We start from the raw sequence: 22,059 nt of genomic DNA, 5'->3' as shown, positions 1-22,059 counted from the left end.
TCCCCTCGCCCTTTTGGTTTTACCGTTATCAGCGGCGAACGATTCAAATCTGATAAAACTGCCGATACCACTGCACAAATGCCCCGACTCCGGTCTCAACCGACACCCGCGGGCGAAAGTCGACCCAGGCTTGCAGGGCTGAAACATCGGCCCAGGTCTTGACCACATCGCCGTCCTGCATCGGCATGAAGTTGCGCCGCGCCTGGGTGCCCAATGCCGATTCCAGGCACTGGATAAAATCCAGCAGCGCCATGGGCTCGCCGCGACCGATGTTGAACAGTCGATTGATACCCTCGCCCGGCGGCCGAGTGCGTAGGCGGGCGATGCTTTCGACGATGTCGTCGATGTAGGTGAAGTCGCGCGCCATCTCGCCCTGGTTGTAGACGTCGATGGGCAGGCCGTAGAGGATCGCCTGGGTGAATTTGAAGGGCGCCATGTCGGGCCGGCCCCAGGGTCCGTAGACGGTAAAGAAGCGCAGGCCACTGGCCTTGAGGCCGTACAGATGGCAGTAACTGTGGGCCAGCAGTTCATTGGCCCGCTTGGTGGCCGCGTACAACGAAACCGGGTGGTCGACGGCATCCTCGACGCGAAAAGGCATTGCGCGATTGTTGCCGTACACCGAACTGCTCGACGCATAGATCAGGTGCCCGGGGCGATGGTGCCGACAGGCTTCCAGCACATTGAGGAACCCCACCAGGTTCGATTGGCCATAGACATCCGGCTGGTCCAGCGAATTACGCACGCCGGCCTGCGCGGCCAGGTGCACCACTTCGCTGAACCGATGCTCGTGGAACAAATCCATCAACGCCGGTTTATCGACGATGTCCATTTTCAGGAAACGAAACCCCGGCAGAGACTCCAGCTCCTGGAGTCGCGCCTGCTTGAGCGCGACATCGTAGTAGTCGTTGAGGTTGTCGATCCCGACCACTTCATGCCCGTCCTGGCACAAGCGCCTGGCCGAATGAAAGCCAATGAATCCGGCAGCGCCGGTGACGAGAACCGTCACGAAGCGCTCACCGAAGAGGAGGCGCCGAGGGGTGCCGAGGGACTGCTGATAAACCACGCCTGCTTCATGTTCTGTTTCCGCTCATGACATGTCTAGCCTGTTGCTCCGTCATGAAGCTTGTAAAACAGAAATATTGCAGTTTCGGTGGCCTGGATAAATTTCAGGGGTTTTCCCGCCTAAGAGCGACTACTTCGCATCCCCGGCCTTGGGTTTGTAAAATTTGAACAAGCCGATGTTGGCCGTATTGGTGTATTCCCTGGCCCAGTCCGGTTTCACCGTGCGGTCATGGAAATACAGCGCACCCTTGGTGCGGTCCGGCAATTGCTTGTTCAAGGCCTTGCGCGCGATTTCCTTGGCCATCGCGTAAGGCACTTCTTCCTGTACCGAGTCGGAACGGCCGTCGCACCACCAGGAGAACTGGCAGCTTTTGGTCTCCGAGCCCTGCTTGACCACACCGCACACGGTATCGGGAAAACCCTCGTGGCCGAGGCGGTTCATGACCACGTTGGCCACCGCTTCCATGTCGGCCGCGTTCTTGCCCTTGGCTTCCCAGTAGATCGAACGGGCGAGGCAGGTGATGGCGTCATCCAGCGGCGCTTTGCCCGCCGGGTCGACGGCCTGGACTTCGGGCTGGGTAATGGCTTGAGACTTGGGGACCGACGCGGGGCTGCTGTTTTCTGCGGCCTTGTGCTCCAGCACCACGGCCTTGTCTTCAGCGACTTTCTGTTTTTGCTGCTGGTCGCTGGCGAATGCCGGAACAGCGAGCAGGGTCAGGGCGAAACAGGTGGCTATCCAGTGATGGCGCATGGTCGGGCACTACTCTTTGGGCAGTTGCGCTTCAGTGTAGTATTGAAATGATTGCACAGAGGATGCGACATCCTGGAAAAAGGCATTGCGTTCAAGGGGGGCACTTCGCGCATCATGGGCGCAGTCAGCTCAAGGAGGATTTCCATGCATTTCCTATCATCCACTCTGCGCCTTGCCGGGTTTTCACTGGGGCTCCTATTTGCCGCCACCGCGCTGGCGGGTGAAGAGTCGCAACTGATCGAATCGATCAACGTCTACCGCGGCCAGTTGCAGCGTTGCGCCGGCCAGGTGTCCTCGGAACTGCCGCCGCTGTCGGCCGACCCACGTCTGGTGCTGTCCGGCGCCAGCGTCGGCAACCTGCAGCAGGCCATGGCCACGGCCGGTTATCCGATGAAGAACGTGCAGGCGATCAGCCTGAACGGGCCGCGGGATGCACCTTCGGCCATGAAAGCGATCCAGGAGAGTTTTTGCCAGATCGTGCTCGACCCGCAGTTCGTCGACGTCGGCGTCAGCCACCAGGACCGCGAGTGGCGCATCGTCCTGGCCCGTCCATTGTTGAGTGCACGCCTGGGCGATTGGCAGGCCGAAGGGCAAAAACTGCTGGCCGAACTCAACGTCGCGCGCAGCCAACCCCGCCAGTGCGGCGCACAGTCCTTCAACGCGACCACGCCGCTGACCTGGAACACCACCCTGGCGAGCGCCGCCGAAGCCCAGTCGCGCAGCATGGCCAACAACAATTACTTCGATCACAAGGACCGCGACGGCCGCACCCCAGGCGACCGTGCGGAACTGGCGGGCTACGACTTCCAGCAGATCGGCGAAAACATTGCCGCCGGGCAGGACAGCGTGCGCAAGGTGGTCGACGGCTGGCTGACCAGCCCCGGCCATTGCGCCAACCTCATGAACCCGCAGTTCCGCGATTTGGGCGCGGCGTACGCGGTTGATCCGAAGAGCGATGCAGGGATCTACTGGACGGTGATGTTTGGGGCGCAATGAATCGCCCCATCTCCCACCGCCATGTCCGATCTACTGTGGGGGTCAACGATGACGCGGGGAGCCAGCCTGTCACCGCGCAGTGCTCTGAGGTTTTTCGCGAGCAAGCTCGCTCCTACAGGCCCGCAGCCTGCATCAAACTCCGCAACACCCCCGCCACCACACCCAGCGCCACCACACTGCCCAGCCAGATCATCACCAGCCACCCCACACGCTTGTACCACCGTGCAGGTGCCGGTTGATGCTTATCAATGGTAACCATCGCCAATCCTCACTTTGCCGCGGAACACGTAGTAGCTCCAGACCGTGTACATCAGGATGATCGGCAGGATGAACAAGGCCCCGATCAGGATGAACAACTGGCTGGTCGCCGGTGATGCCGCGGCCCACAGGCTGATGGAGGGCGGCACTATGTTCGGCCAGACGCTGAAGGCCAGGCCGATGTAGCCAAGGAACACCAGCATCAGGGTGAACGCGAACGGCCAGTGGGTGTGGCGTTGGCGCAGGGTCTTGAGCAGCCCGAACAGCGCCAGCAAGGCCAGGGGTCGGGTGAACAGGCGCATGCGCGATTCCAGCATGCCTTCGGTCTTGACCAGCAACCCCGCCATTCTGGTTGGTCTTGAGCATCGCACGGATATTTTTCAGCGCGTTTTCACTGCCCAACCAGGTTTTGGTAACGGCGATCAGCGCGCCCCAACCGGCGGCGGCACCTTTGTAGGGTTTGTAGCGGTCGACTTGAGACATGGTACTTCTGCGTGACCTGATTCAGGCCATTGATCGTTTGACGGAGAAAAGCCTAGGAATGAGGGTTAAATATTGTCTAATCGCTATTAATGAGCAGATTATCGAAGATATCGATCAAGATTTTTTTACTATTATTTTCAACTACTTAATTAGCTATAACGAACTTTTCAGAGGGAAGATATTTCATCATAGAGCCCATCGATCAACCGGTTATTAATAGTGATTGGACGCCCTCGCAAGTTGCACATAGCCTGCATTTAATTTGTGGGAGCGAGCCTGCTCGCGATGGACTCAAGAGCACCGCGTTCAGCCAGTAAGCACGCGTCATCGTTAACGACCATCGCGAGCAGGCTCGCTCCCACAATTCATTTAGTGCGTGCGGCGCCAAGCGAGGATGTCATGTCGGAACGAGTCTTGATCGATGGGTTCTCCCGGCGCGTGGATTATCTGCGCATGTCAGTCACTGACCGCTGCGATTTCCGTTGCGTGTACTGCATGGCCGAGGACATGCAGTTCCTGCCGCGCCAACGGGTGCTGACGCTGGAAGAAATCTATCAGGTGGCTGAGAGCTTCGTCGCACTGGGCACGCGCAAGATCCGCCTGACCGGGGGCGAGCCGCTGATCCGCCCGGGCGTGGTCCAGTTGTGCGAAAAGATCGCCGCCCTGCCCGGCCTGCGCGAACTGTGCATGACCACCAATGGCTCGCAGCTGGCCAGGCTTGCCGATCCCTTGTTCGAGGCCGGCGTCAAGCGCCTCAATATCAGCCTCGATTGCCTGGACCCGCAACGCTTTCGCGAGCTGACCCGCACCGGCGACCTGGCTCAGGTGATCAAGGGCATCGATGCTGCCAGCAAGGCTGGATTTCGCAATACCAAGCTCAACTGCGTGGTGATGAAGGGCCGCAACGATCATGAGATCAACGATCTGGTGAGCTTCGCCATCGACCGTAACCTGGATATTTCCTTCATCGAAGAAATGCCCTTGGGCACCATCCATGAACACAGCCGCGCCGAGGCGTTTTATTCCAGCGTACAGGTCCGTGAGCGGATTGCCGAACGCTACACTTTTATTGATTGCGCCGAGTCGACCCAGGGCCCGTCGCGCTACTGGCGCCTGGCCGAGGCGCCGCAGATTTGCCTGGGGTTCATCTCGCCCCACAGCCACAATTTTTGCGGCACTTGCAATCGGGTACGGCTGACCGTCGAGGGGCGTCTGCTGCTGTGCCTGGGCAACGAACATGCCGTTGATCTCAAGGCCGTATTGCGCAGCCACCCCGGACAGCCGGAGCGCCTGGAGAAAGCCATCATCGAGGCGATGAAACTCAAGCCTTATCGGCACAATTTCGAAGTGAACGACGATGTCCAGGTCGTTCGCTTCATGAACATGACGGGCGGCTGAAAGACCATGATCGTCAGACCCAAACCCAACCTGATCGGCGTGCTGACCTCGCTCAAGGGCTCGATCGCCAAGCGCATTGCCCTGCGCAGTCTGTTAGTGACACTGCTCGCCTCGGCCATCGTGCTGATCGAAACACTGCACCCGACCTACTTCTCCAAGGTCAGCGCAACGCCGTTCACCTTGCTGGGCCTGTCGCTGTCGATCTTCATGAGCTTTCGCAACAACGCGTGCTATGACCGCTGGTATGAAGCGCGCAAGGCGTGGGGCGAGATCATCGTGGACATCCGCTCGATGATCCGTGAAACCCAGATCATCAAGGACGCGCCTGAGCGACACACGATCCTCGGCAACCTGTGTGGCTTCGCCCATGCGCTCAACGCGCGACTGCGCAGGGAAAACGAACTGGCCGCCAGTGGCGACTGGCTGCAACCGATGCCCAAGGGCAACACGACCGATGTGAGCGGGCAGATTCTGCTGCAGGTAGCTCAGCAGTGCTCGTCACTCAACGAATCCGGGGTGATCAACGACTGGCGCTATACGCTCCTGGCCAACCATTTGACCAGCCTGACCCACGCCCAGGCAGTCTGTGAGCGGATCAAGAACACCCCGCTGCCATTCCCCTACACTTTGTTGCTGCACCGCACCATCTACCTGTTCTGCATCCTGTTGCCGTTCGCCATGGCCGAACCCCTGGGCTGGTTGACACCGATCTTCACCGCGATCGTCAGCTACACCTTCTTCGGCCTGGATGCGATTGCCGACGAACTGGAAGACCCCTTCGGCCGCGACGAAAACGACCTGCCCACCGACGCCATCGTGCGCAACATCGAGCGCGATGTATTGGCGGCGCTGGGTGTGACGCAGCTGCCGCCGGCGCTTGAGCCGGTGGATTTTGTACTGAGCTGACATACACACAAAACCCGGTGAACGGGTACTGGCATGGGCCCGGACCCTGCTGGCCGCCCACGACGGCCTGTTCGCCGAAGCTGCCGCCTGCCGCGGCCAACTGGTCGGTAACTTGCGCCTGGGCCTGGTGCCGCTCAGCAGTTTCAACCCGGTCAGCTACATCCAGGGTCTTTCACGCAACTTTCCCGAACTCAAGTTCAGCCTGTCGTCACTCAGTTCCGACCAGATCATCGAGGGACTGGGCAATAACCAGCTCGACCTGGGCGTGTGTTACCTCGACCACGTCAACCCGAACTGTTTCGAGTTTTTCGAGATCGGCGAAACCCGCGTTGGCCTGCTGTACGACACGCGTCACTTCCATTTCGACGGCACGCAAATGAGCTGGGAAGACGCCGCCGAGCTGCCACTGGGCATGCTCAGCAACGGCATGCATTACCGCAAATCCATCGACCTGAGTTTGCGCAGCCGCGGGCTCGACCCGCAACCGATCCTGGAAAGCGACTCCACCTACCAGTTGCTCCAGGCGATCCACGAAGGTTTCTGCTGCGCGATCATGCCCCTCGATAGCGGTCTGGAAGAGCCGATCGAACACCTGTCGTTCATCGACTTGCCCGATGCCAGCGTGCTCGCGCCCTTGGGCCTGGTCATGCGCAAGACCGAACCGCGCTCGGCGATTGCCGAGAAGTGTTTCGCGCAAGCGCGGCAGTTGTTTCCTGCAAGGCACTGAACTCGGCGCGTGGCGAGAGAGAGACTGAAAACAGACGTTTACAGCTTTCACTTTCACCCCTAGTATCCAGTCACCGCGGCTACCCGCCACCGACGATTTTTCCCCTGCTGGAAACCTGAGTCATGAGCAACTCACCTTCAGAGCACCACTTGCTGGATGTCTCGGTCCTGACCACCTCCGCGTCGGTCGTGGGTGGCACTGCCCCATGAAACGCATCGTCAACCTGCCCATGGCCCTGCGCCGCTCCAAACTGCGTCACTCCGCACGCCCGCCGGATAGCACCCTGCTCGCTTGATCGCGTCCGCGATTCGTCGAGCCCCCTTCCTTTTCGCTATAGCTGCCAGCCCGCGGCGGATCTCTATCCGTCGTCGCGCCCTGGCCTGAATCCGTGCGTCCGCGGGACGCCCACGTGAGTGACCAACAATGAAATTCGCAGCCCTTGAAGACGCCCAACATTTTCTGGCGAACAACCCCGATATCGACATGATCGAGCTGTTCATTCTCGACGCCAACGGCGTGCCGCGCGGCAAGCTGTTGCACCGCGAGGAACTGTTGGCGGTGTATGAAAGCGGTCGCCCGCTGCCCAGCACCATTCTCGGCCTGACCTTGCAGGGCGATGACGTCGAGAACTCCGGGCTGGTCTGGGAGGTGGGCGATATCGACTGCCGCGCCTATCCGCTCGAAGGCAGCCTGGTGCGATTGCCGTGGCGGCAGATTCCGACGGCGGCGGTGCAGGTCAGCATGCATCCGCAAGAAGGCATGCCGGCGAGCATCGCTGACCCGCGTCATCTGCTGATCAAGGTCATCGAGCGTCTGCAAGCCGAGGGTTATCACCCGGTGATGGCGTGCGAGCTGGAGTTCTACCTGCTGGACGCCAAGCGCGACCAAAACGGTCGCCCGCAACCGGCGCTGGACGCCGATGGCGGTCGACCGCGACACACCCAGGTCTATGGCCTGCGCGAGCTGGAGCAGATCGAACCGTTCCTCGCCGACCTCTATGCCGCGTGCAAACTCCATGGCATTCCGGCGCGCACGGCAATTTCCGAATACGCCCCGGGGCAAGTGGAAATCACCCTCGAACACGGCGATGCCTTGCAGGCGATGGATCAGGCCGTGCGTTACAAACGACTGGTGAAAGCCGTGGCCCACAAGCACGGCATGCAGGCGACATTCATGGCCAAGCCCTTCGATCATCTGGCAGGCACCGGCATGCACATGCACGTCAGCATCGCCGACGCCGAAGGCCGCAACCTGTTCGCCTGCGAGGACCCGGCCGGCACCCCGCTGCTGCGCACGGCCATCGGCGGCATGCTTGCCAGCCTGCTCGATTCGCTGTTGCTGTTCTGCCCCAACGCCAACTCCTACCGGCGTTTCCAGGCCAACAGCTATGCGCCGCTGGCCCCGACCTGGGGCGTCGACAACCGCACCGTCAGCCTGCGTGTGCCCGGTGGCCCGGCCAACAGCCGGCACATCGAACACCGCATCTGCGGCGCCGACGCCAACCCGTACCTGGCCGCAGCGGCGATCCTGGCCGGCATCCATCGCGGCATCAGCGAGAACCTCGATCCGGGTGAACCGGTGCAAGGCAACGGCTACGCGCAGGCCACGCAATTACTGCCCACCGATTGGCTGACGTCACTGACGGCGCTGGAAAATTCGGTGTGGGCGCGGGATGCATTGGGCCAGGAATTCCTGGGGGTTTACCTGGCGGTCAAGCGTGCAGAGTATCGGCAGTTCATGGCCGAAGTGGGTGAGCAGGATTGGCGGTGGTATCTGACTGAGGCGTAAGCCTTCTGCTCAATCGCCTCCCTTGTAGGAACGGGCTTGCCCGCGAAGACGGTGTGTCATTCAACATTAATGTTTATTGACACGGCCTCTTCGCAGGCAAGCCTGCTCCTACAAGGTTCACGCCCCATTTGCCTGGACACTGACATGACTCAACCACGCTGCAACTCCTACTACACCGCCACCCTCAACCACGACACCGACTACCCAACCCTGCAAGGCCAACACCGCGTCGACGTCGTCATCATCGGCGGCGGTTTCACCGGCGTCGCCACCGCGGTCGAACTGGCTGAAAAAGGCCTGAAGGTCGCCATCGTCGAAAGCCACAAGATCGGCTGGGGCGCCACCGGGCGCAACGGCGGCCAGGTCACCGGCAGCCTCTCGGGCGACGAAGCAATGCGCAAACAGATGCGCCGCACCCTCGGCGAAGACGTCGATGACTTCATCTGGCACCTGCGCTGGCGCGGGCACCAGATCATCGAGCAACGGGTGGAGAAATACGCCATCGCCTGCGACCTCAAGCACGGCCACTTGCACGCCGCCTACAAGCCCGGCCACATGGACGGTTTGCGCAAGGACTACGCAGAAGCGCTGCGCCGTGGCATGGCCGATGACGTCAGCCTGCTCGACCGCAGCCAGGTGCGCGACCTGCTGCAAAGCGACCTCTACCACGGCGCGATCAAGAACACCCGCAACATGCACCTGCACCCACTCAACCTGTGCGTCGGCGAAGCCCGCGCAGCGCAAAGCCTCGGCGCATTGATCTTCGAAAACAGCGAAGTGCTGGAGATCATTCACGGCGACAAGCCAGGTGTGCGCACTGCCCACGGCCGCATCGACGCCAACCAGGTGCTGCTGGCCGGCGACGTCTACCACAAACTTGATCCGGGCAAGCTCAAGGGCAAGATCTTCCCGGCCATGGGCGGCATCGTCACCACCGCGCCGCTGGGGGACCTGGCCAGGCAGATCAACCGCGAAGACCTCGCGGTCTACGACTGCCGCTTCGTCCTCGACTACTACCGCCTGACCGCCGACGGCCGCCTGTTGTTCGGCGGCGGCGCCAACTACAGCGGCAAGGATTCGCGCGACATCGCCGCCGAGCTGCGCCCGTGCATCGAGCAGACGTTCCCGGCACTCAAAGGGGTGGCCATCGACTACCAGTGGAGCTGCGCGATGGGTATCGTGATCAACCGCATTCCGCAACTGGGCAAACTCTCGGACAACGTCTGGTACTGCCAGGGCTACTCCGGGCACGGCATCGCCACCACCCACATCATGGGCGAAATCATGGGCCGGGCGATCACCGGCCAGCTTGAACACTTCGACACCTTCGCCGCCTGCCAGCACATCCGCGTGCCCATGGGCGACCTGCTCGGCAACCCGATGCTGGCGGCGGGCATGTGGTACTACCAGATGCTGGAGCGGCTGCGCTAAGGCAACTGCGAGGTTGAGGCAACAACCCCAATCCACTGTAGGAGCGAGCTTGCTCGCTCCTACAGTTTGTTCTTCAGTGAGACATAACGCTCAAGAATCTGCCTGCGTTACCTCGATTCCAAGCTTGCGGTAATCCTCGACATTGCCCGTCGCCACATGACGCTCAGCCAAGTATCAATTCTTTCGATCTTTCAAATCACCAAGGCGAATTTTTTATTTGCGCCCGATCTGTTCAAGATGAGCGCCATCACCCCTGTATCGGAAACAAACGTCATGAATATCAATTTCGCCTTTGCCTGCATGATCGTGGTTTCGTTCACCATTGCGTTGGTGCACACCTGAAGGCCCGCTCATCCTTCGCTTATTGGCTGGAATAATTGTCAAACAAGAACGCGTATCAGCTGGCCGCCTCTTTTGTAACTCAACGCTGTAATGACACCCAGCGTTAGAATTATTCCTATCAGGACAATCCGCATAACCCGCCGCCGGTCGATAAAATCCGCAGCCACTAAACCCGTCAAAACTTAGTGATCTAGTCTGAATGCAAGTTCGGCTGGAGAGCACTCCATGTCATTGACCGAAGAGCAAAAACCGCAACGTCGCAAGGAAATGCGGCTGTTCCTGTTTCTTGTCGTTTGCCTGTTTCCATTACTTTCAGTCGTCATCGTCGGCGGTTACGGTTTCATCATCTGGTTTTTCCAGATGCTCTACGGCCCTCCCGGTCCACCCAACTAAAAGCCTTCCATTAGAGCCTGTTGGAGCCCGCCATGGACGAACCCCTGCATATAGCCAGCCTTGTGGTCCTTGCCCGACCCGAACTGTTCGATGCCGTCAAAGCCAACCTGCGCCTATTGGACGGCGTGGAGCTGCATCAGGAAAGTGCCGCCGGCAAATTGGTGGTAGTCCTCGAGGCCGTACACGAAAACCAGATCCTGCAACGCATCGATCAAATCAACAATTTGCCGGGCGTACTCAACGCCGCGCTGATCTATCACGAAATTCTCGATCCCGCGGGAGACAGCCAATGAGCATGTCGCGCCGAGCATTCGTCAAGGCCCAGGCCGCCGCCATTGCAGCCTCCGCGGCCGGCCTGCCGATCTTCACCACTGCCAGCAACCTGGTGACCGAAGCGGACATGGTTACCCTGGACTGGAACAAGGCGCCCTGCCGTTTCTGCGGCACCGGTTGCAGCGTGATGGTCGCGACCCGGGACAACCGGGTGGTCGCCACACATGGCGACGTCAAGGCCGAGGTCAATCGCGGATTGAACTGCGTGAAGGGCTATTTCCTGTCGAAGATCATGTACGGCGTGGATCGCCTGACCCAACCGCTGCTGCGCATGACCAACGGCAAGTACGACAAGCAAGGCGAGTTCCAGCCGATCAGTTGGGACAAGGCCTTCGACATCATGGAGGAAAAATTCAAGCAGGCCCTGAAAAACAAGGGCCCGGAATCGGTCGGCATGTTCGGTTCGGGACAATGGACGGTGTGGGAAGGTTATGCCGCCAACAAGCTGATGAAGGCCGGCTTTCGCAGCAATAACATCGACCCCAATGCCCGTCATTGCATGGCCTCGGCAGTGATGGGATTCATGCGTACCTTTGGCATGGATGAGCCGATGGGCTGCTACGACGACATCGAAGCCACCGACGCTTTTGTGCTGTGGGGCTCGAACATGGCGGAGATGCATCCGATCCTGTGGAGCCGGGTCACCGACCGGCGCCTGAGCTATCCGCACGTGAAAGTCGCGGTGTTGTCGACCTTCGAACACCGCAGTTTCGAACTGGCCGACATCCCCATGGTGTTCAAGCCGCAAACCGACCTGTTGATTCTCAACTACATCGCCAACCACATCATTGAAAGCGGCGCGGTCAATCAGGATTTCATCAGCAAGCACACGCGCTTCGCCAAGGGCGCCGACGACATCGGCTACGGCTTGCGTGCGGATGATCCGCTGGAAAAACAGGCGAAGAATGCCGACAAGGCCAATAGCTGGACGGACATGTCCTTCGAGCAGTTCGCCGAGTTCGTGAAACCCTACACCCTGGAACGCACCGCGAAGGAAACCGGGGTGGCGCCTGAACGCATCAAGGCCCTGGCCGAGCTTTATGCAGATCCCAAGTGTAAGGTCGTATCGTTCTGGACCATGGGCTTCAACCAGCACACCCGTGGGGTGTGGGCCAACAACCTGATCTACAACATCCATTTACTCACGGGAAAAATCAGCGAACCGGGAAACAGCCCTTTCTCGTTGACCGGCCAACCGTCGGCCTGTGGTACGGCGCGCGAAGTCGGGACTTTCTCCCACCGCCTGCCCGCCGACATGGTGGTGACCAACCCGAAACACCGCGCCACTGCAGAAAAAATCTGGAAGCTACCGGCTGGGACCATCCAGGAGAAAGTCGGCTTTCATGCGGTCCAGCAAAGCCGCATGCTCAAGGACGGCGTACTCAACGTCTACTGGACCCAGGCCAGCAACAACATGCAGGCCGGGCCTAACATCATGCAGGAAGTCTTGCCGGGCTGGCGCAACCCGGAAAACTTCGTGATCGTCTCGGACGTCTACCCCACCGTTTCCGCCCAGGCCGCCGACCTGATCCTGCCAAGCGCCATGTGGGTGGAAAAGGAAGGCGCCTTTGGCAACGCCGAGCGCCGCACGCAGTTCTGGCATCAGTTGGTCAGCGCGCCGGGGGACGCCAAGTCCGATCTTTGGCAATTGGTGGAGTTTTCCAAGCGCTTCACCACCGATGAAACCTGGCCCGCAGAGTTGCTGGCCAAGGCACCGCAGTACAAGGGCAAAACCCTGTTCGAGGTGCTGTTCAAAAATGGCCAGGTCGACGAGTTTCCGATCGAGCAAATCGAGACCGGTTACAAGAACGATGAAGCCAAGGCCTTCGGTTTCTACCTGCAAAAGGGTCTTTTCGAAGAGTACGCCCAGTTTGGTCGCGGCCATGGCCACGACCTGGCGGCCTTCGATCGTTACCACACCGAACGCGGCCTGCGCTGGCCGGTGGTTGACGGCAAGGAAACCCGCTGGCGTTACCGCGAGGGGCTCGACCCCTATGTGGAAACAGGCAGCGAAGTGCAGTTCTACGGCTACCCGGACAAGAAGGCGATCATCTTCGCCCTGCCCTATGAGCCACCGGCTGAAGCGCCGGATGCCGACTACCCGTTCTGGCTGAGCACCGGCCGGGTCCTTGAACATTGGCACACGGGCACCATGACCCAACGGGTCGATGAACTGTACAAAGCCGTGCCGGACGCGCTGGTCTACATGCACCCCGAGGACGCCAAGGCCATGAAGGCACGCCGCGGCAGTGAAGTGAAGCTGATCAGCCGCCGCGGTGAAATCCGTGCCCGCATCGAAACCCGCGGGCGCAACAAACCGCCACGCGGCCTGGTGTTCGTGCCGTTTTTCGATGCCAACAAGCTGATCAACAAGGTCACGCTCGATGCCACCGACCCGATCTCCAAGCAGACCGACTACAAAAAATGCGCGATCCGCATCGAGTTGATCAGCGTGGCTTGAGGAGAACCGTCATGACTTTTCGCATCCTGCCGTTGTTCCTGCTCGCCGTGATGGGCGCGGTGATCGCCGCCGAGGTCGACTACCCACTGGATGCGCCGGGCCCGGACGGACGCCGGCCCGGCGGCACCCTGACGCAAAATGCGCCTGCACCGCCACTGGCCGACGATGAAAACAAGGACCTCAAGCGCGAACGCAATTACCCTGACCAGCCACCGACCATCCCCCACAGTATTCGCGGTTATCAGATCGACAAGAACGGCAACAAGTGCCTGTCCTGCCACAGCCGGGCCAACAGTGCACGCAGCCAGGCGACGATGATCAGCATCACCCACTACATGGACCGCGACGGCCAGGCGCTGGCGGCTGTCTCACCGCGTCGTTACTTCTGCAACCAGTGCCATGTGCCGCAAAAAGATGTGCTGCCGCTGGTGGGCAACAGCTTCGAGACCATCGACAAAATCCTGCAAGACGACGCCAACGCCGCGCAGAAACCTTGAGGAGGCGCCATGAAAGCACTGTTCGCCCTGCTTAAGGACTATTGGGGCATCCTCTGTCGGCCGAGCGTTTATTTCAGCCTGGGTTTTTTGACGCTGGGAGGTTTTATCGCCGGGATCATTTTCTGGGGTGGTTTCAACACGGCGCTGGAGCTGACGAACACCGAGAAATTCTGCATTTCCTGCCACGAGATGCGCGACAACGTGTTTGTCGAACTGCAGGACACCATCCACTACACCAACCGCTCGGGCGTGCGCGCAAGCTGCCCGGACTGTCACGTGCCCCATGAATGGACCCACAAGATTGCACGCAAGATGCAGGCATCGAAGGAAGTCTGGGGCAAGCTGTTCGGCACCATCGACACCCGCGACAAATTCCTCACCCTGCGCCGTGAACTGGCGGAACATGAATGGGCCAGGCTCAAGGCCAACGACTCGCGCGAATGCCGTAACTGCCACAATTTCGAGTTCATGGACTTTACCCGCCAGGGCAAACGGGCGGCTGCCATGCATTCGACCTCATTGGCCAAGGGCGAGGCAACCTGCATCGACTGCCACAAGGGCATTGCCCACAAGCTACCCGATATGAGCGGCGTCAAAGGCTGGTAGCTGTTCAGTTGCTCGCGACATGATCCACATGGTCGGCCGTCACCAGCGACTTCAGCGACGCATCGAATTGTTTCAACGCATTCACCTGCAACACCGTTTGCTGATTGATTTGCGCGGCGATTTGCGGCGCGGCCTTGCCATGCACCCACACAGAGGGCATCTGCTCTGCACGTGAGCCTGCGGCCTGACCGATGTATTGCAGGTTCGCATCGTAGAATTTCGCTACAAACCGCGCTTCGACCTGATTGTTGCGTTTCGACACCAGGCGACTGTAGGTGTCGAGCATCACCACCACATCCGGATGCGCCTGCAGCGCCGCATCCAGGCTGTCGTAGACCGTCACCGCAGCAAACTCCTTCTGCAACGACGCCAGCAACCAGCCGATCGCCCGCTGCGGATCGGAACTGTCGACGAACGCCTGGCTGATCCGCGAATCCAGCCCGGGATTCTGCGCCCCCTTCACTGCCACATCGTGGTAGCTCTCAAGGTATTGCTGGGTATTGAGGGTATTTTCGCTGTAGAGCACCGCCACTGTTTGCGCGTGCTGCAAACGGGCGGCGCTGTCGGCGATCGGCGGGAAACGGCAGGACGCATCGGCAGCAATGGCCGGTGCGGTGGCAGCGATGCCACCGCTGAACAGGGCGACAAAAGCCAGCAGGGTCGAGATTCTCATCGCGCTTATTCCTTCAATGGCGAGATCGGTATCACGCTATCTTCCTCCCTTGGTGGAAAAACAGAACTTGCATTGCTTAATGATGAGTATCGAGCAAATGAATGGTGGCTATGACGGCACCTGCTCGCCCGGTTTTCCGCAGGCTCCGTCCTGAGGCACGAGGTGGATATCGACACGACGGTTGGCCGCGCGACCATCCTCGCTGTCGTTACTGGCGACTGGCTGGCTGTCGGCAAAACCCTGCACCGCAAAGCAACTGTCGGGGATATCCCCCATCCGCTGCATCCAGCTGCGCACGGCTGAAGCGCGAGCGTGGGACAACTGCAGATTTTGCTCGGCATTGCCCTTCGCATCGCTGTGCCCGGCGATAACGATCAACCAGTCAGGTTGGGCCTTGATGTCGACCAGGGCGCTGATCAAGACCTTGGTCGAACCGGGTTTGAGTTCGGCGCTGCCGGGCGCGAACAGGGACAGGCTGTCCAGACGCACGGGCTCGGGCACTACGGGTGACGCTCGGAAGACACTGGTGAGGCGATTCACGCCCTCCTTGTCGGCGTTCGCCAGCCAGGCCGTCCAAACGACACCTGCAGCCAAGGTGATCGTCGCGGCGGCCGCGAACAGCCAAGGGGCAACGCGATGCATTTTTTTCGGTTGGCCGCCCGCCAGCACTACAGGCATCGGCGGTGTCGGCAGGATGACCACCGGCATCACCTGGGGCAGTTGTGGAAGTCTCGTCGACAACGCCACCGCGTCGAACAACCCGTGGGTTTGCGCGTGGCTCTGGGCGTGGCTCTGGGCGTGGGTCTGCGCCAATCGCTGCAGCAGGCTGTCGACTTGCTGACGCAAGGCTTGCAATGAACCCGGCGGGCGCTGCGCCTCTTGATCCAGTCGTGCTTGCAGGCGCTCCAGCCCAGCGCCCAATTGGGCAACGGCAGGCAGGCTCCAGTGTTGCAGTTCCAGGCTGCGCAACAGGGGCTGCAGGCGCGCGAACAGCCAGGCCAGGATATCCAGGCGCGCCGGCTCCATCGCGGGCCACAGGGTTGCCCATTCGCAGACCAGCGCCTCGATCAGCGCGATCCCCTGGGCCATACCCTCCAGGTCGTGGAGGTAACTACGGGCCAGGGCGAAAGCCGCGGCCGTTTGCAACTCCGCCCCGTTGCGCTGGAACATCGTCAGGCACAGTTGCTCCACCTTGGTCCAATCCACATCCGGGCAGGCCGGATGACTCAGTCTGGCCAATTCTTCCCGCAGCGCCTTGAACTCACTGAAGGCACCTGGATCGCCGCCGAGCCTGATTCGCATTTCAAACAACGCTGTCATCGCGCATTCCTTTGGTTAAAGCCCGGACATCGACAGGTAGTGCTGGCGCTTCAAGTGACGCACCAGGACATTGCCCCCTGGCGTCACTGTGGTGCCGAAGGTCACTCGCCGCCCCCCTTTGAGTTGCACCTCGAGGCTGTACTCCAGATGACCCGGTCGGGTCTGGGGCAACAGCTCGATGCCAAGCGTGGCCACGCGCGGCTCGTACTTGGCCAGGGTGTCGCCCATGGCACTCATCAGTCCATGCGCCGATCCGGGCAGGCCCTGAAGGATCTGGCCCATGTCCGGCAGGCCATAATCGGGCAGATGGTCGAGCGCACCGGCCCGGCAGTTGAGGATGCGGTGCAGGTTGTCCAGCACCGAGAGCGTGCCCTGATCCTCTTCGGCGACCTGATGCAGATCCAGTTCGCCGTCGAAGTTCTGCAGGAGTGTCTCGTACAGCGAGGGATTGAGATCGCTCATCTGTCACTCCTTGACCAGTGGGCGCAGGGTCAGGCGGTTGTCCCCCAGTTAGATCACCCGCACCCGGTCCGGGTCGAGGTCATCGCGGGCCAGGGTCAGGCGCCAGCTATCGGTCCGGCTATCAAACTCGCGGAACAAGGCAACCACGGCGACGTAGCGTGCCTGTTTGTCCAGGGGGATGTTCAGTTGCGCGCCCTCGTCGGGCTTGATCACCAGGGTTCGCTTGTCCAGCAGGTCGGCACTGAGCAAGTGCTCGTCCTCGCTGAGCAAGCTGTCGTAGTTCGCCCTATCCAGCGCCTTGCGGTCACGCAGTTGATAAATCCGCACCAGGGTCGGCACGGATAACGCATTCATATCGATCCCGGCGGTGTTCAGTGCCGCGCGCCCGCTGAGGTCCAGGCGCAGGGTTTTCACCTGCTTGTAGAAGATCGCCGCTGTGGTCGAGGTCGTTGCGTCTGTCACGCTCTGGGTCACCCCGCAACCGCCGAGCAATACACCGAACGCGGCGACTGCAAATGATTTAGTAACCGTACACGACATGCTGTTTCTTCCTATCCCGGAGGTTGTCCTGCAGGCCTTGATAGCGGCCCAGATTGATCGTGATGGTGGAGTTTTCACAGGCAGGCCAGGCAGCACTGCCCAGGCCGAGCACCGCGGTCATGCCCAGCAATACTGGCGCGTGTCCCAACAGCGGGTGTGGCAGGCTGTGCAGGGGCAACGACAATTGCAGCTTTGCCGTGCACCGCCAGCCCAGGTAAACGCGCAGCAGTACCAGCAGATCGTTGTACAACTGGCCACCGGGCAACCAGCCTCGGGCCTCGTCCCGGTCTTCGGTGAACAGCGCCAGATGCAGCTGACTGTTTGCGTCATAGCCGACACAGCCCAAGGGAGTGCCTTGGGACAGTCGCACCGGATGTTTGGCAGACAAGCTCGCCGGTTGCGCCAACAGCACTTTCTGCGGCCAGTGGGGAGTTAACTGCGTTCGGGTTTCGGGGGCCAGCAGCTTGACCAGCGCAGTGATGCCTTCGGCGTTGCGGGTCGGCAGGCGCATCACGCTGAGCAAGGCGAGGAAGCGCGATATCGGCGTTCCGATCTGCCTGGCCGTTCCGGGAATGCCCAGGCCGACCAATCCCAACAGGCATTGCGAAGTCGCATCCTTCCCCCCGGCTGCGAAGGTGGCCGGATAGGAGTACTTGCGCCATATCCGGTAGAACTGGGTAAAGATCCGGTGGTTGAAAATGTCGAGGAAGGCTTCAAGTGCCTCATGCCCCTCGCGCCGCTGGGCTATATCGTCCAGAAAAGCCGTGGGCAATGGCGAGTCCACGCCGTACAGACCCAATAGGCGCGTGCGCACCGTGGCCGGCCGCCCAGGGTGTTTATCGTCGGTTTCAATCGCCTTCAATTCACCGGCAGGAAAACCCATGCCGGGGTCTGGCCGAAAGCGTACCGGGTCATCCGCCGGCGACGTGGTACTGCCCAATGGTGGGTGATCGGGCAGCGCCTGTTCGAGCAACTGGCAGAAGCGATACAGATGGGCCTCGGCCACCTGTCCCTGCAGTGCCTCCAGTAATCCGCTGGCTTTCAGCCGGGAATACGCTGACTGTGGTTCTCGTTCCATTGAAGGCACTTCCCGGAAGGTTGAAGGATCAGCGTGAGCTGGTTGAACAGATGGATGTCGGCGTACAGGCCGAAGAAGCGATTGAGCATTTCGCCGAACAGGCTGATGTCGCCCTCACCGCTAAAGCCGTTGGCGTCCAGGGTGACTTCGATATCCACCCCGCGCAGCAGAAAGCCTTTTTCGAAGCGCTGAATCAGGTGGTGGCTAACCTCGACAATCGCAGCCAGGCGACGTCGGTTCAGCTCACTGCCCGTCCAGTCGTACAGCGCCAGCGTGCCGCGCAGCACTTCGGCGTTGTCGAGCATCGGCAGGAAGTTCGACCCCAGATGGCTCAGCACCCGCCAGTGGAAGCGGTCGCGGTTGGGCGGATAGCACGGCAAGGTCGGCGCACACAAGTTACGCACTCGCAAGTCGACCTCGATGGGTTGCACCGGCGTATCGAGCAAGGTGCCTTGCAGGGCCTTGCGCGGCAGCTGGCCGTGGGTGCCGGTCAGGCGCAACGACAGGCTTTCGCTGGTGTCGAGCCGATCCTGATCGAAACCTTCGCCGCCCAGGATCAACCAGGTGTCATGCAGGCCATTGGGGCCGCGCTTGAGTCGCGTATGGAAATAACGCTCGGGTGCTTCGTCACGCAACATGCCGCCCTTGTGACGAAAGCTGCTGAACGGCACGTATTCGTGGCGCACGGCGCTCTTCGACCCGGTGACCCGATCCACCGAATAAATCTCCGTATGGCCGTCCTGCAAACGCATGGGGCGAAGCAGGTAGTCGGTTTGCAAGGGCGCCAGGGTCATGGGGTCCGACTCCAACGTGAACAGGTTAATCACCGGCACGCAATGCAGGCGAATGTGCTCGGCGGTTGGAGTGAACGCCTGGGGTAAAGGCTCGCGCAGCACCACTTCGAGTTCGAACCAGGACGTCCCTTTCTCAAGCTTCAATTGCTCGAGCCCGCAGAGGGTCACGAACATGAATTTCTCGCGAAAGGTGAAATACTCCAGCAGCAACTGATAGCCGCTGAAGGCACTGTCACCCTTGGGCCACAGGCGATCCTCGTCGGCAAAGCCCTTGGCCCCGAATCGACCCTCCAGCCGCTGGCGCCCGCCCTGCCCCTCGAGACGCACATACAACGCCTGGGTGTTCAGGGTCAGCGCCTGATGCAGCGCACTGGCCAGCGCGGCATCGGCATTGAGGTACAACGGCAGACGGCTGAGGTCGATTGCGCTGCAGTCGGCCATCGCCCCGCAGGCAAAGCGCAGTCGCAGCAACGAACGACCGTCCGGTTCATGCGCCAACTGCACACTGTCCAGGGCCAGCGGCTGTAACGTCAGGTCCTGGGTAGTGGAGTATCGACAGCGGGTACGCAGCGGCCCGATGGGTTGCGACAGCACCTCGAAGCCGCTGCCGATCCGCTCGCTGCGCTTCATCTGTGCGAGCTCGGGCATCAGCTCGACAATCGAGAGCGAGGGAATGGTGCGCAGGTAATGTGGCCAGAGCAGGCTGACCAGGCCTTCGGTCAGCTCCGGCAGGTCATCGTCGAGCTTTTCCCGCAACCGCCCCATCAGGAAGGCAAAACCTTCAAAAAGGCGCTCCACATAGGGATCGCGCGCGCCCGTCTTGTCCAGGTTCAGCTGGGCCGCCCGGTCCGGAAAGGCCTCGGCGAACTCCTTGCCAGCCTCGCGCAGGTAGCGCATCTCGGCGTCGAAATAACGCAATGTCAGATTGTCGTTGTTCAAAGAAAGAATCCTGATAAATGAGGTTTAGCCACAGAGCACTGCGGCACGTACCGGGTCGACAGCCACCAGCGCTGCCAGCAACGCCTCCATCCGCCGGTTCAGGGTGGGTTTGTCTGCATCATTGCGTTGAGCCTTCAAGCGCATCAGCTTGAGCAGGCGCGCCTTGACCTCGAAACTCAGCTCCGATTCCCATTCGTCCAGCCCATGCCGTTGCCCGCTGGCATCCAGTTCGCCGAGCAAGTGGATGGCCAGTTCGCTCTTGCCGTATTGCTCGGCCACCCGTGCCATCAACAGGCGCAACAGCCAGCGCTGGCGACCGGTATGGATGCCCGGGCGTGCGGCCAGCCAGGCCAGCGAGTGTTCGACGCCGTCGCTGTCGGCCTGGGCCAGGGCTTCGCCTTCCAGTGACAAGATCTCGAGGTCGGCGCCGGCCACGGCAACGGGCGGCGCCGGCAGCCATTGCTGCGGGCGATTGCCACAGACGTGCTGGCTGATCCACTCGCGGGTGGTCTCGTCCGCCAAGGGCGACCCGTCGTTCCAGCACAGTGCCTCCAGCCCCGGCAATCGCTCGAGGAACATGCCCAGGTCGCGCTTGGCAATGTCGGCCCAGCTGTCCTGTGGCGCAGGCTGCTTGCTCAGTGCCTGGTAGAGGTACCACTGCAAATCCAGCCAGAAATGGTTCACGCCCTCGGCGTAGATCCGCTCCACCAGATCCAACAGTTCACTGGAGCTCTGCTGCAGATGCAGGCGCTTGAGTTGCGCGCGGTATTCGCCACGGGGTGGTGTCAGGCGAGTCTTGCCGCTGGCGTCCTGGAGCGGGGCTTGATGCACGGTGTCCCAGCGCAGGCTTTTCATCAGGCGATGCGCCGCCAGCCACCCCTGGGGCTGCTCGCGCAGATAGCCGGCGAGTGCCCGGCCGCCGTCCAGCAGGTCACGCCCGGACTTGATGGCCGTTGGATCGGGGGCGGCCGTTCGGGTGTTCGTCTCAAAGCGGGCGATGTTCTGCGGTACCAGCGCGTCGACCCCACCGGATTGCGCCAGTCGCGCAGACAACGCGGCATACAGCGCACCGAGGGCCGGACGCTGATCAAGGGGCCAGGCAGCCAGCGTTTGTTCCAGCCAGACCAGCGCCGCCACCGTCCCCTCGGCCTCGTTCTTCACCACTTCGGGGTACCGCGACAGGGTGTCGAGCACCTTGCTGCTCGCCAACCACTCCAGTGCCATCTTGCGGCTGTTGGGACGCGCGGGCAGCACCTGGACCGCGTAGCGTTCGAGCAAGGCGGCCAGCAGGTTCAGACCGTCGGCCAAGCCCGCTTCGCCATCCCGGTGCAAGCGTGCCCATATGTAATAAGTGACCACGCGCAGATCCTTGCAGGATCCGGCAAGCAGCGTCTGCGCCAGCTGGATGACCTGTTCGACATCGGCCCCGGACAGTTTGTTGACCTCCTCACGCATGCGCTGGAAATCATCATCACACGCCGGGTCTTTCCCTGCGGGCACATCCGCGCTGATCGGCTGCAACCAGGATTGCCAGTGCCCTGCTTGCGCCCGGGCAAGACCCAGGGCATCCCGCTCCCCCAGGCAACGTTCGATCAATCTGTCCAGGCTCATTCAGACCTTCCGTTCAGTGCATAGGGCATGGCTTTTTCGTCCTTGCCGAGAAAGATCTGCGTCGGCATCTTGAAACCACGCAGCTTGAGCAACGCCATCGGCCCTGCCCCCAGTTCGGTGCGCAAGTACCAGGTCAGGCCGATGCCATCGGGCGCCTTGAGCACCATCCGAAAACGGCTGTCGCCATCGTCCAGTGGCGTGACCTGGGCT

The 22,059-nt window shown here is 61.0% G+C and carries 21 protein-coding genes and 4 pseudogenes; 12 read left to right on the top strand and 13 right to left on the bottom strand.

Features of this window, described 5'->3' with window-relative positions; genetic code table 11:
* Positions 1 to 43 precede the first annotated feature (43 nt).
* Positions 44 to 1,006: an SDR family NAD(P)-dependent oxidoreductase gene (locus tag ACYP2Q_RS00125; RefSeq protein ID WP_459728521.1), complete on the bottom strand. Its 963-nt coding sequence runs from the start codon at positions 1,004 to 1,006 to the stop codon at positions 44 to 46.
* Between the two features lie 186 nt (positions 1,007 to 1,192).
* Positions 1,193 to 1,813, bottom strand: a complete 621-nt coding sequence (locus ACYP2Q_RS00120; protein ID WP_459728520.1) for a cell wall hydrolase — start codon at positions 1,811 to 1,813, stop codon at positions 1,193 to 1,195.
* Between the two features lie 144 nt (positions 1,814 to 1,957).
* Between ACYP2Q_RS00120 and ACYP2Q_RS00115 the strand changes: the two genes are divergently transcribed.
* Complete coding sequence (locus ACYP2Q_RS00115) at positions 1,958 to 2,809, top strand: CAP domain-containing protein (RefSeq protein WP_459728519.1); 852 nt, start codon at positions 1,958 to 1,960, stop codon at positions 2,807 to 2,809.
* Positions 2,810 to 2,921: 112 nt separating this feature from the next.
* Here the strand turns inward: ACYP2Q_RS00115 and ACYP2Q_RS00110 are convergent, their stop codons facing one another.
* The 3 genes and pseudogenes from ACYP2Q_RS00110 to ACYP2Q_RS00100 all read right to left on the bottom strand — a co-directional run.
* The gene (locus ACYP2Q_RS00110; RefSeq protein ID WP_459728518.1) at positions 2,922 to 3,068 is read right to left on the bottom strand and encodes a DUF2474 family protein; all 147 of its coding nucleotides are present in this window, start codon (positions 3,066 to 3,068) and stop codon (positions 2,922 to 2,924) included.
* Positions 3,055 to 3,405 (bottom strand): annotated as a pseudogene (locus ACYP2Q_RS00105) (cytochrome d ubiquinol oxidase subunit II); the annotation flags it as partial. The gene ACYP2Q_RS00110 and the pseudogene ACYP2Q_RS00105, both read right to left, overlap by 14 nt.
* A 1-nt stretch (position 3,406) precedes the next feature.
* Positions 3,407 to 3,550, bottom strand: a pseudogene (locus ACYP2Q_RS00100) (hypothetical protein); the annotation flags it as partial.
* Between the two features lie 399 nt (positions 3,551 to 3,949).
* Here ACYP2Q_RS00100 and moaA point away from each other — a divergent pair.
* From moaA to ACYP2Q_RS00045, 11 genes and pseudogenes are all read left to right on the top strand, one after another.
* Positions 3,950 to 4,948, top strand: a complete 999-nt coding sequence (moaA, locus tag ACYP2Q_RS00095; RefSeq protein ID WP_459728517.1) for a GTP 3',8-cyclase MoaA — start codon at positions 3,950 to 3,952, stop codon at positions 4,946 to 4,948.
* Between the two features lie 6 nt (positions 4,949 to 4,954).
* On the top strand, positions 4,955 to 5,854 hold the full coding sequence (locus ACYP2Q_RS00090) for a bestrophin family protein (protein WP_459728516.1): 900 nt from the start codon (positions 4,955 to 4,957) through the stop codon (positions 5,852 to 5,854).
* Between the two features lie 7 nt (positions 5,855 to 5,861).
* Positions 5,862 to 6,581: pseudogene (locus ACYP2Q_RS00085) on the top strand (substrate-binding domain-containing protein); the annotation flags it as partial.
* Positions 6,582 to 7,004: 423 nt separating this feature from the next.
* Positions 7,005 to 8,369: a glutamine synthetase family protein gene (locus ACYP2Q_RS00080; RefSeq protein WP_459728515.1), complete on the top strand. Its 1,365-nt coding sequence runs from the start codon at positions 7,005 to 7,007 to the stop codon at positions 8,367 to 8,369.
* 144 nt (positions 8,370 to 8,513) lie between these two features.
* On the top strand, positions 8,514 to 9,800 hold the full coding sequence (locus tag ACYP2Q_RS00075; protein WP_459728514.1) for an NAD(P)/FAD-dependent oxidoreductase: 1,287 nt from the start codon (positions 8,514 to 8,516) through the stop codon (positions 9,798 to 9,800).
* Between the two features lie 156 nt (positions 9,801 to 9,956).
* Positions 9,957 to 10,142 carry a hypothetical protein gene (locus ACYP2Q_RS00070; RefSeq protein ID WP_459728513.1) on the top strand — a complete coding sequence of 62 codons (186 nt, stop codon included), beginning with the start codon at positions 9,957 to 9,959 and terminating at the stop codon, positions 10,140 to 10,142.
* A 225-nt stretch (positions 10,143 to 10,367) separates the two neighbouring features.
* Complete coding sequence (napE, locus tag ACYP2Q_RS00065) at positions 10,368 to 10,535, top strand: periplasmic nitrate reductase, NapE protein (RefSeq protein ID WP_459728512.1); 168 nt, start codon at positions 10,368 to 10,370, stop codon at positions 10,533 to 10,535.
* Positions 10,536 to 10,567: 32 nt separating this feature from the next.
* Positions 10,568 to 10,828: a chaperone NapD gene (locus ACYP2Q_RS00060; RefSeq protein WP_459728511.1), complete on the top strand. Its 261-nt coding sequence runs from the start codon at positions 10,568 to 10,570 to the stop codon at positions 10,826 to 10,828.
* Positions 10,825 to 13,329 (top strand): nitrate reductase catalytic subunit NapA, encoded by a 2,505-nt coding sequence (napA, locus tag ACYP2Q_RS00055; protein ID WP_459728510.1) that lies wholly within the window; start codon positions 10,825 to 10,827, stop codon positions 13,327 to 13,329. Before ACYP2Q_RS00060 ends, napA begins: the two co-directional genes overlap by 4 nt.
* An 11-nt stretch (positions 13,330 to 13,340) precedes the next feature.
* Positions 13,341 to 13,826 carry a nitrate reductase cytochrome c-type subunit gene (locus ACYP2Q_RS00050; protein WP_459728509.1) on the top strand — a complete coding sequence of 162 codons (486 nt, stop codon included), beginning with the start codon at positions 13,341 to 13,343 and terminating at the stop codon, positions 13,824 to 13,826.
* Between the two features lie 9 nt (positions 13,827 to 13,835).
* Positions 13,836 to 14,432: a cytochrome c3 family protein gene (locus ACYP2Q_RS00045; protein ID WP_046817264.1), complete on the top strand. Its 597-nt coding sequence runs from the start codon at positions 13,836 to 13,838 to the stop codon at positions 14,430 to 14,432.
* 4 nt (positions 14,433 to 14,436) lie between these two features.
* Here the strand turns inward: ACYP2Q_RS00045 and ACYP2Q_RS00040 are convergent, their stop codons facing one another.
* The 8 genes and pseudogenes from ACYP2Q_RS00040 to ACYP2Q_RS00005 all read right to left on the bottom strand — a co-directional run.
* Positions 14,437 to 15,105 carry an ATPase gene (locus tag ACYP2Q_RS00040; protein WP_459728508.1) on the bottom strand — a complete coding sequence of 223 codons (669 nt, stop codon included), beginning with the start codon at positions 15,103 to 15,105 and terminating at the stop codon, positions 14,437 to 14,439.
* A 108-nt stretch (positions 15,106 to 15,213) separates the two neighbouring features.
* Complete coding sequence (locus ACYP2Q_RS00035) at positions 15,214 to 16,425, bottom strand: OmpA family protein (protein ID WP_459728507.1); 1,212 nt, start codon at positions 16,423 to 16,425, stop codon at positions 15,214 to 15,216.
* A 15-nt stretch (positions 16,426 to 16,440) separates the two neighbouring features.
* Positions 16,441 to 16,887 carry a type VI secretion system baseplate subunit TssE gene (tssE, locus tag ACYP2Q_RS00030; protein ID WP_459728506.1) on the bottom strand — a complete coding sequence of 149 codons (447 nt, stop codon included), beginning with the start codon at positions 16,885 to 16,887 and terminating at the stop codon, positions 16,441 to 16,443.
* 48 nt (positions 16,888 to 16,935) lie between these two features.
* Positions 16,936 to 17,427, bottom strand: coding sequence for a type VI secretion system lipoprotein TssJ (tssJ, locus tag ACYP2Q_RS00025; protein WP_459728505.1), 492 nt, complete (start codon positions 17,425 to 17,427; stop codon positions 16,936 to 16,938).
* Positions 17,408 to 18,505: a type VI secretion system baseplate subunit TssG gene (gene tssG, locus ACYP2Q_RS00020; protein WP_459728504.1), complete on the bottom strand. Its 1,098-nt coding sequence runs from the start codon at positions 18,503 to 18,505 to the stop codon at positions 17,408 to 17,410. Before tssG ends, tssJ begins: the two co-directional genes overlap by 20 nt.
* Positions 18,469 to 20,238, bottom strand: a complete 1,770-nt coding sequence (tssF, locus tag ACYP2Q_RS00015; protein ID WP_459728502.1) for a type VI secretion system baseplate subunit TssF — start codon at positions 20,236 to 20,238, stop codon at positions 18,469 to 18,471. Before tssF ends, tssG begins: the two co-directional genes overlap by 37 nt.
* A gap of 24 nt (positions 20,239 to 20,262) precedes the next feature.
* Positions 20,263 to 21,849: a type VI secretion system protein TssA gene (tssA, locus tag ACYP2Q_RS00010; RefSeq protein ID WP_459728501.1), complete on the bottom strand. Its 1,587-nt coding sequence runs from the start codon at positions 21,847 to 21,849 to the stop codon at positions 20,263 to 20,265.
* Positions 21,846 to 22,059 (bottom strand): annotated as a pseudogene (locus ACYP2Q_RS00005) (hypothetical protein); the annotation flags it as partial. The gene tssA and the pseudogene ACYP2Q_RS00005, both read right to left, overlap by 4 nt.

It is taken from the genome of Pseudomonas sp. MHK4 (assembly GCF_054600775.1).
The sequence above is the reverse complement of the archived record's forward strand: the minus strand, read 5'-3'. Positions and strand labels throughout refer to the sequence as shown.

Excerpts from the sequence above, each read along its gene's own strand:
- ACYP2Q_RS00120 (WP_459728520.1), bottom strand. The coding sequence starts at position 1,813 with ATGCGCCATCACTGGATAGCCACCTGTTTCGCCCTGACCCTGCTCGCT.
- ACYP2Q_RS00115 (WP_459728519.1), top strand. The coding sequence starts at position 1,958 with ATGCATTTCCTATCATCCACTCTGCGCCTTGCCGGGTTTTCACTGGGG.
- ACYP2Q_RS00110 (WP_459728518.1), bottom strand. The coding sequence starts at position 3,068 with ATGGTTACCATTGATAAGCATCAACCGGCACCTGCACGGTGGTACAAG.
- moaA (WP_459728517.1), top strand. The coding sequence starts at position 3,950 with ATGTCGGAACGAGTCTTGATCGATGGGTTCTCCCGGCGCGTGGATTAT.
- ACYP2Q_RS00090 (WP_459728516.1), top strand. The coding sequence starts at position 4,955 with ATGATCGTCAGACCCAAACCCAACCTGATCGGCGTGCTGACCTCGCTC.
- ACYP2Q_RS00080 (WP_459728515.1), top strand. The coding sequence starts at position 7,005 with ATGAAATTCGCAGCCCTTGAAGACGCCCAACATTTTCTGGCGAACAAC.
- ACYP2Q_RS00075 (WP_459728514.1), top strand. The coding sequence starts at position 8,514 with ATGACTCAACCACGCTGCAACTCCTACTACACCGCCACCCTCAACCAC.
- ACYP2Q_RS00070 (WP_459728513.1), top strand. The coding sequence starts at position 9,957 with ATGACGCTCAGCCAAGTATCAATTCTTTCGATCTTTCAAATCACCAAG.
- napE (WP_459728512.1), top strand. The coding sequence starts at position 10,368 with ATGTCATTGACCGAAGAGCAAAAACCGCAACGTCGCAAGGAAATGCGG.
- ACYP2Q_RS00060 (WP_459728511.1), top strand. The coding sequence starts at position 10,568 with ATGGACGAACCCCTGCATATAGCCAGCCTTGTGGTCCTTGCCCGACCC.
- napA (WP_459728510.1), top strand. The coding sequence starts at position 10,825 with ATGAGCATGTCGCGCCGAGCATTCGTCAAGGCCCAGGCCGCCGCCATT.
- ACYP2Q_RS00050 (WP_459728509.1), top strand. The coding sequence starts at position 13,341 with ATGACTTTTCGCATCCTGCCGTTGTTCCTGCTCGCCGTGATGGGCGCG.
- ACYP2Q_RS00045 (WP_046817264.1), top strand. The coding sequence starts at position 13,836 with ATGAAAGCACTGTTCGCCCTGCTTAAGGACTATTGGGGCATCCTCTGT.
- ACYP2Q_RS00040 (WP_459728508.1), bottom strand. The coding sequence starts at position 15,105 with ATGAGAATCTCGACCCTGCTGGCTTTTGTCGCCCTGTTCAGCGGTGGC.
- ACYP2Q_RS00035 (WP_459728507.1), bottom strand. The coding sequence starts at position 16,425 with ATGACAGCGTTGTTTGAAATGCGAATCAGGCTCGGCGGCGATCCAGGT.
- tssE (WP_459728506.1), bottom strand. The coding sequence starts at position 16,887 with ATGAGCGATCTCAATCCCTCGCTGTACGAGACACTCCTGCAGAACTTC.
- tssJ (WP_459728505.1), bottom strand. The coding sequence starts at position 17,427 with ATGTCGTGTACGGTTACTAAATCATTTGCAGTCGCCGCGTTCGGTGTA.
- tssG (WP_459728504.1), bottom strand. The coding sequence starts at position 18,505 with ATGGAACGAGAACCACAGTCAGCGTATTCCCGGCTGAAAGCCAGCGGA.
- tssA (WP_459728501.1), bottom strand. The coding sequence starts at position 21,849 with ATGAGCCTGGACAGATTGATCGAACGTTGCCTGGGGGAGCGGGATGCC.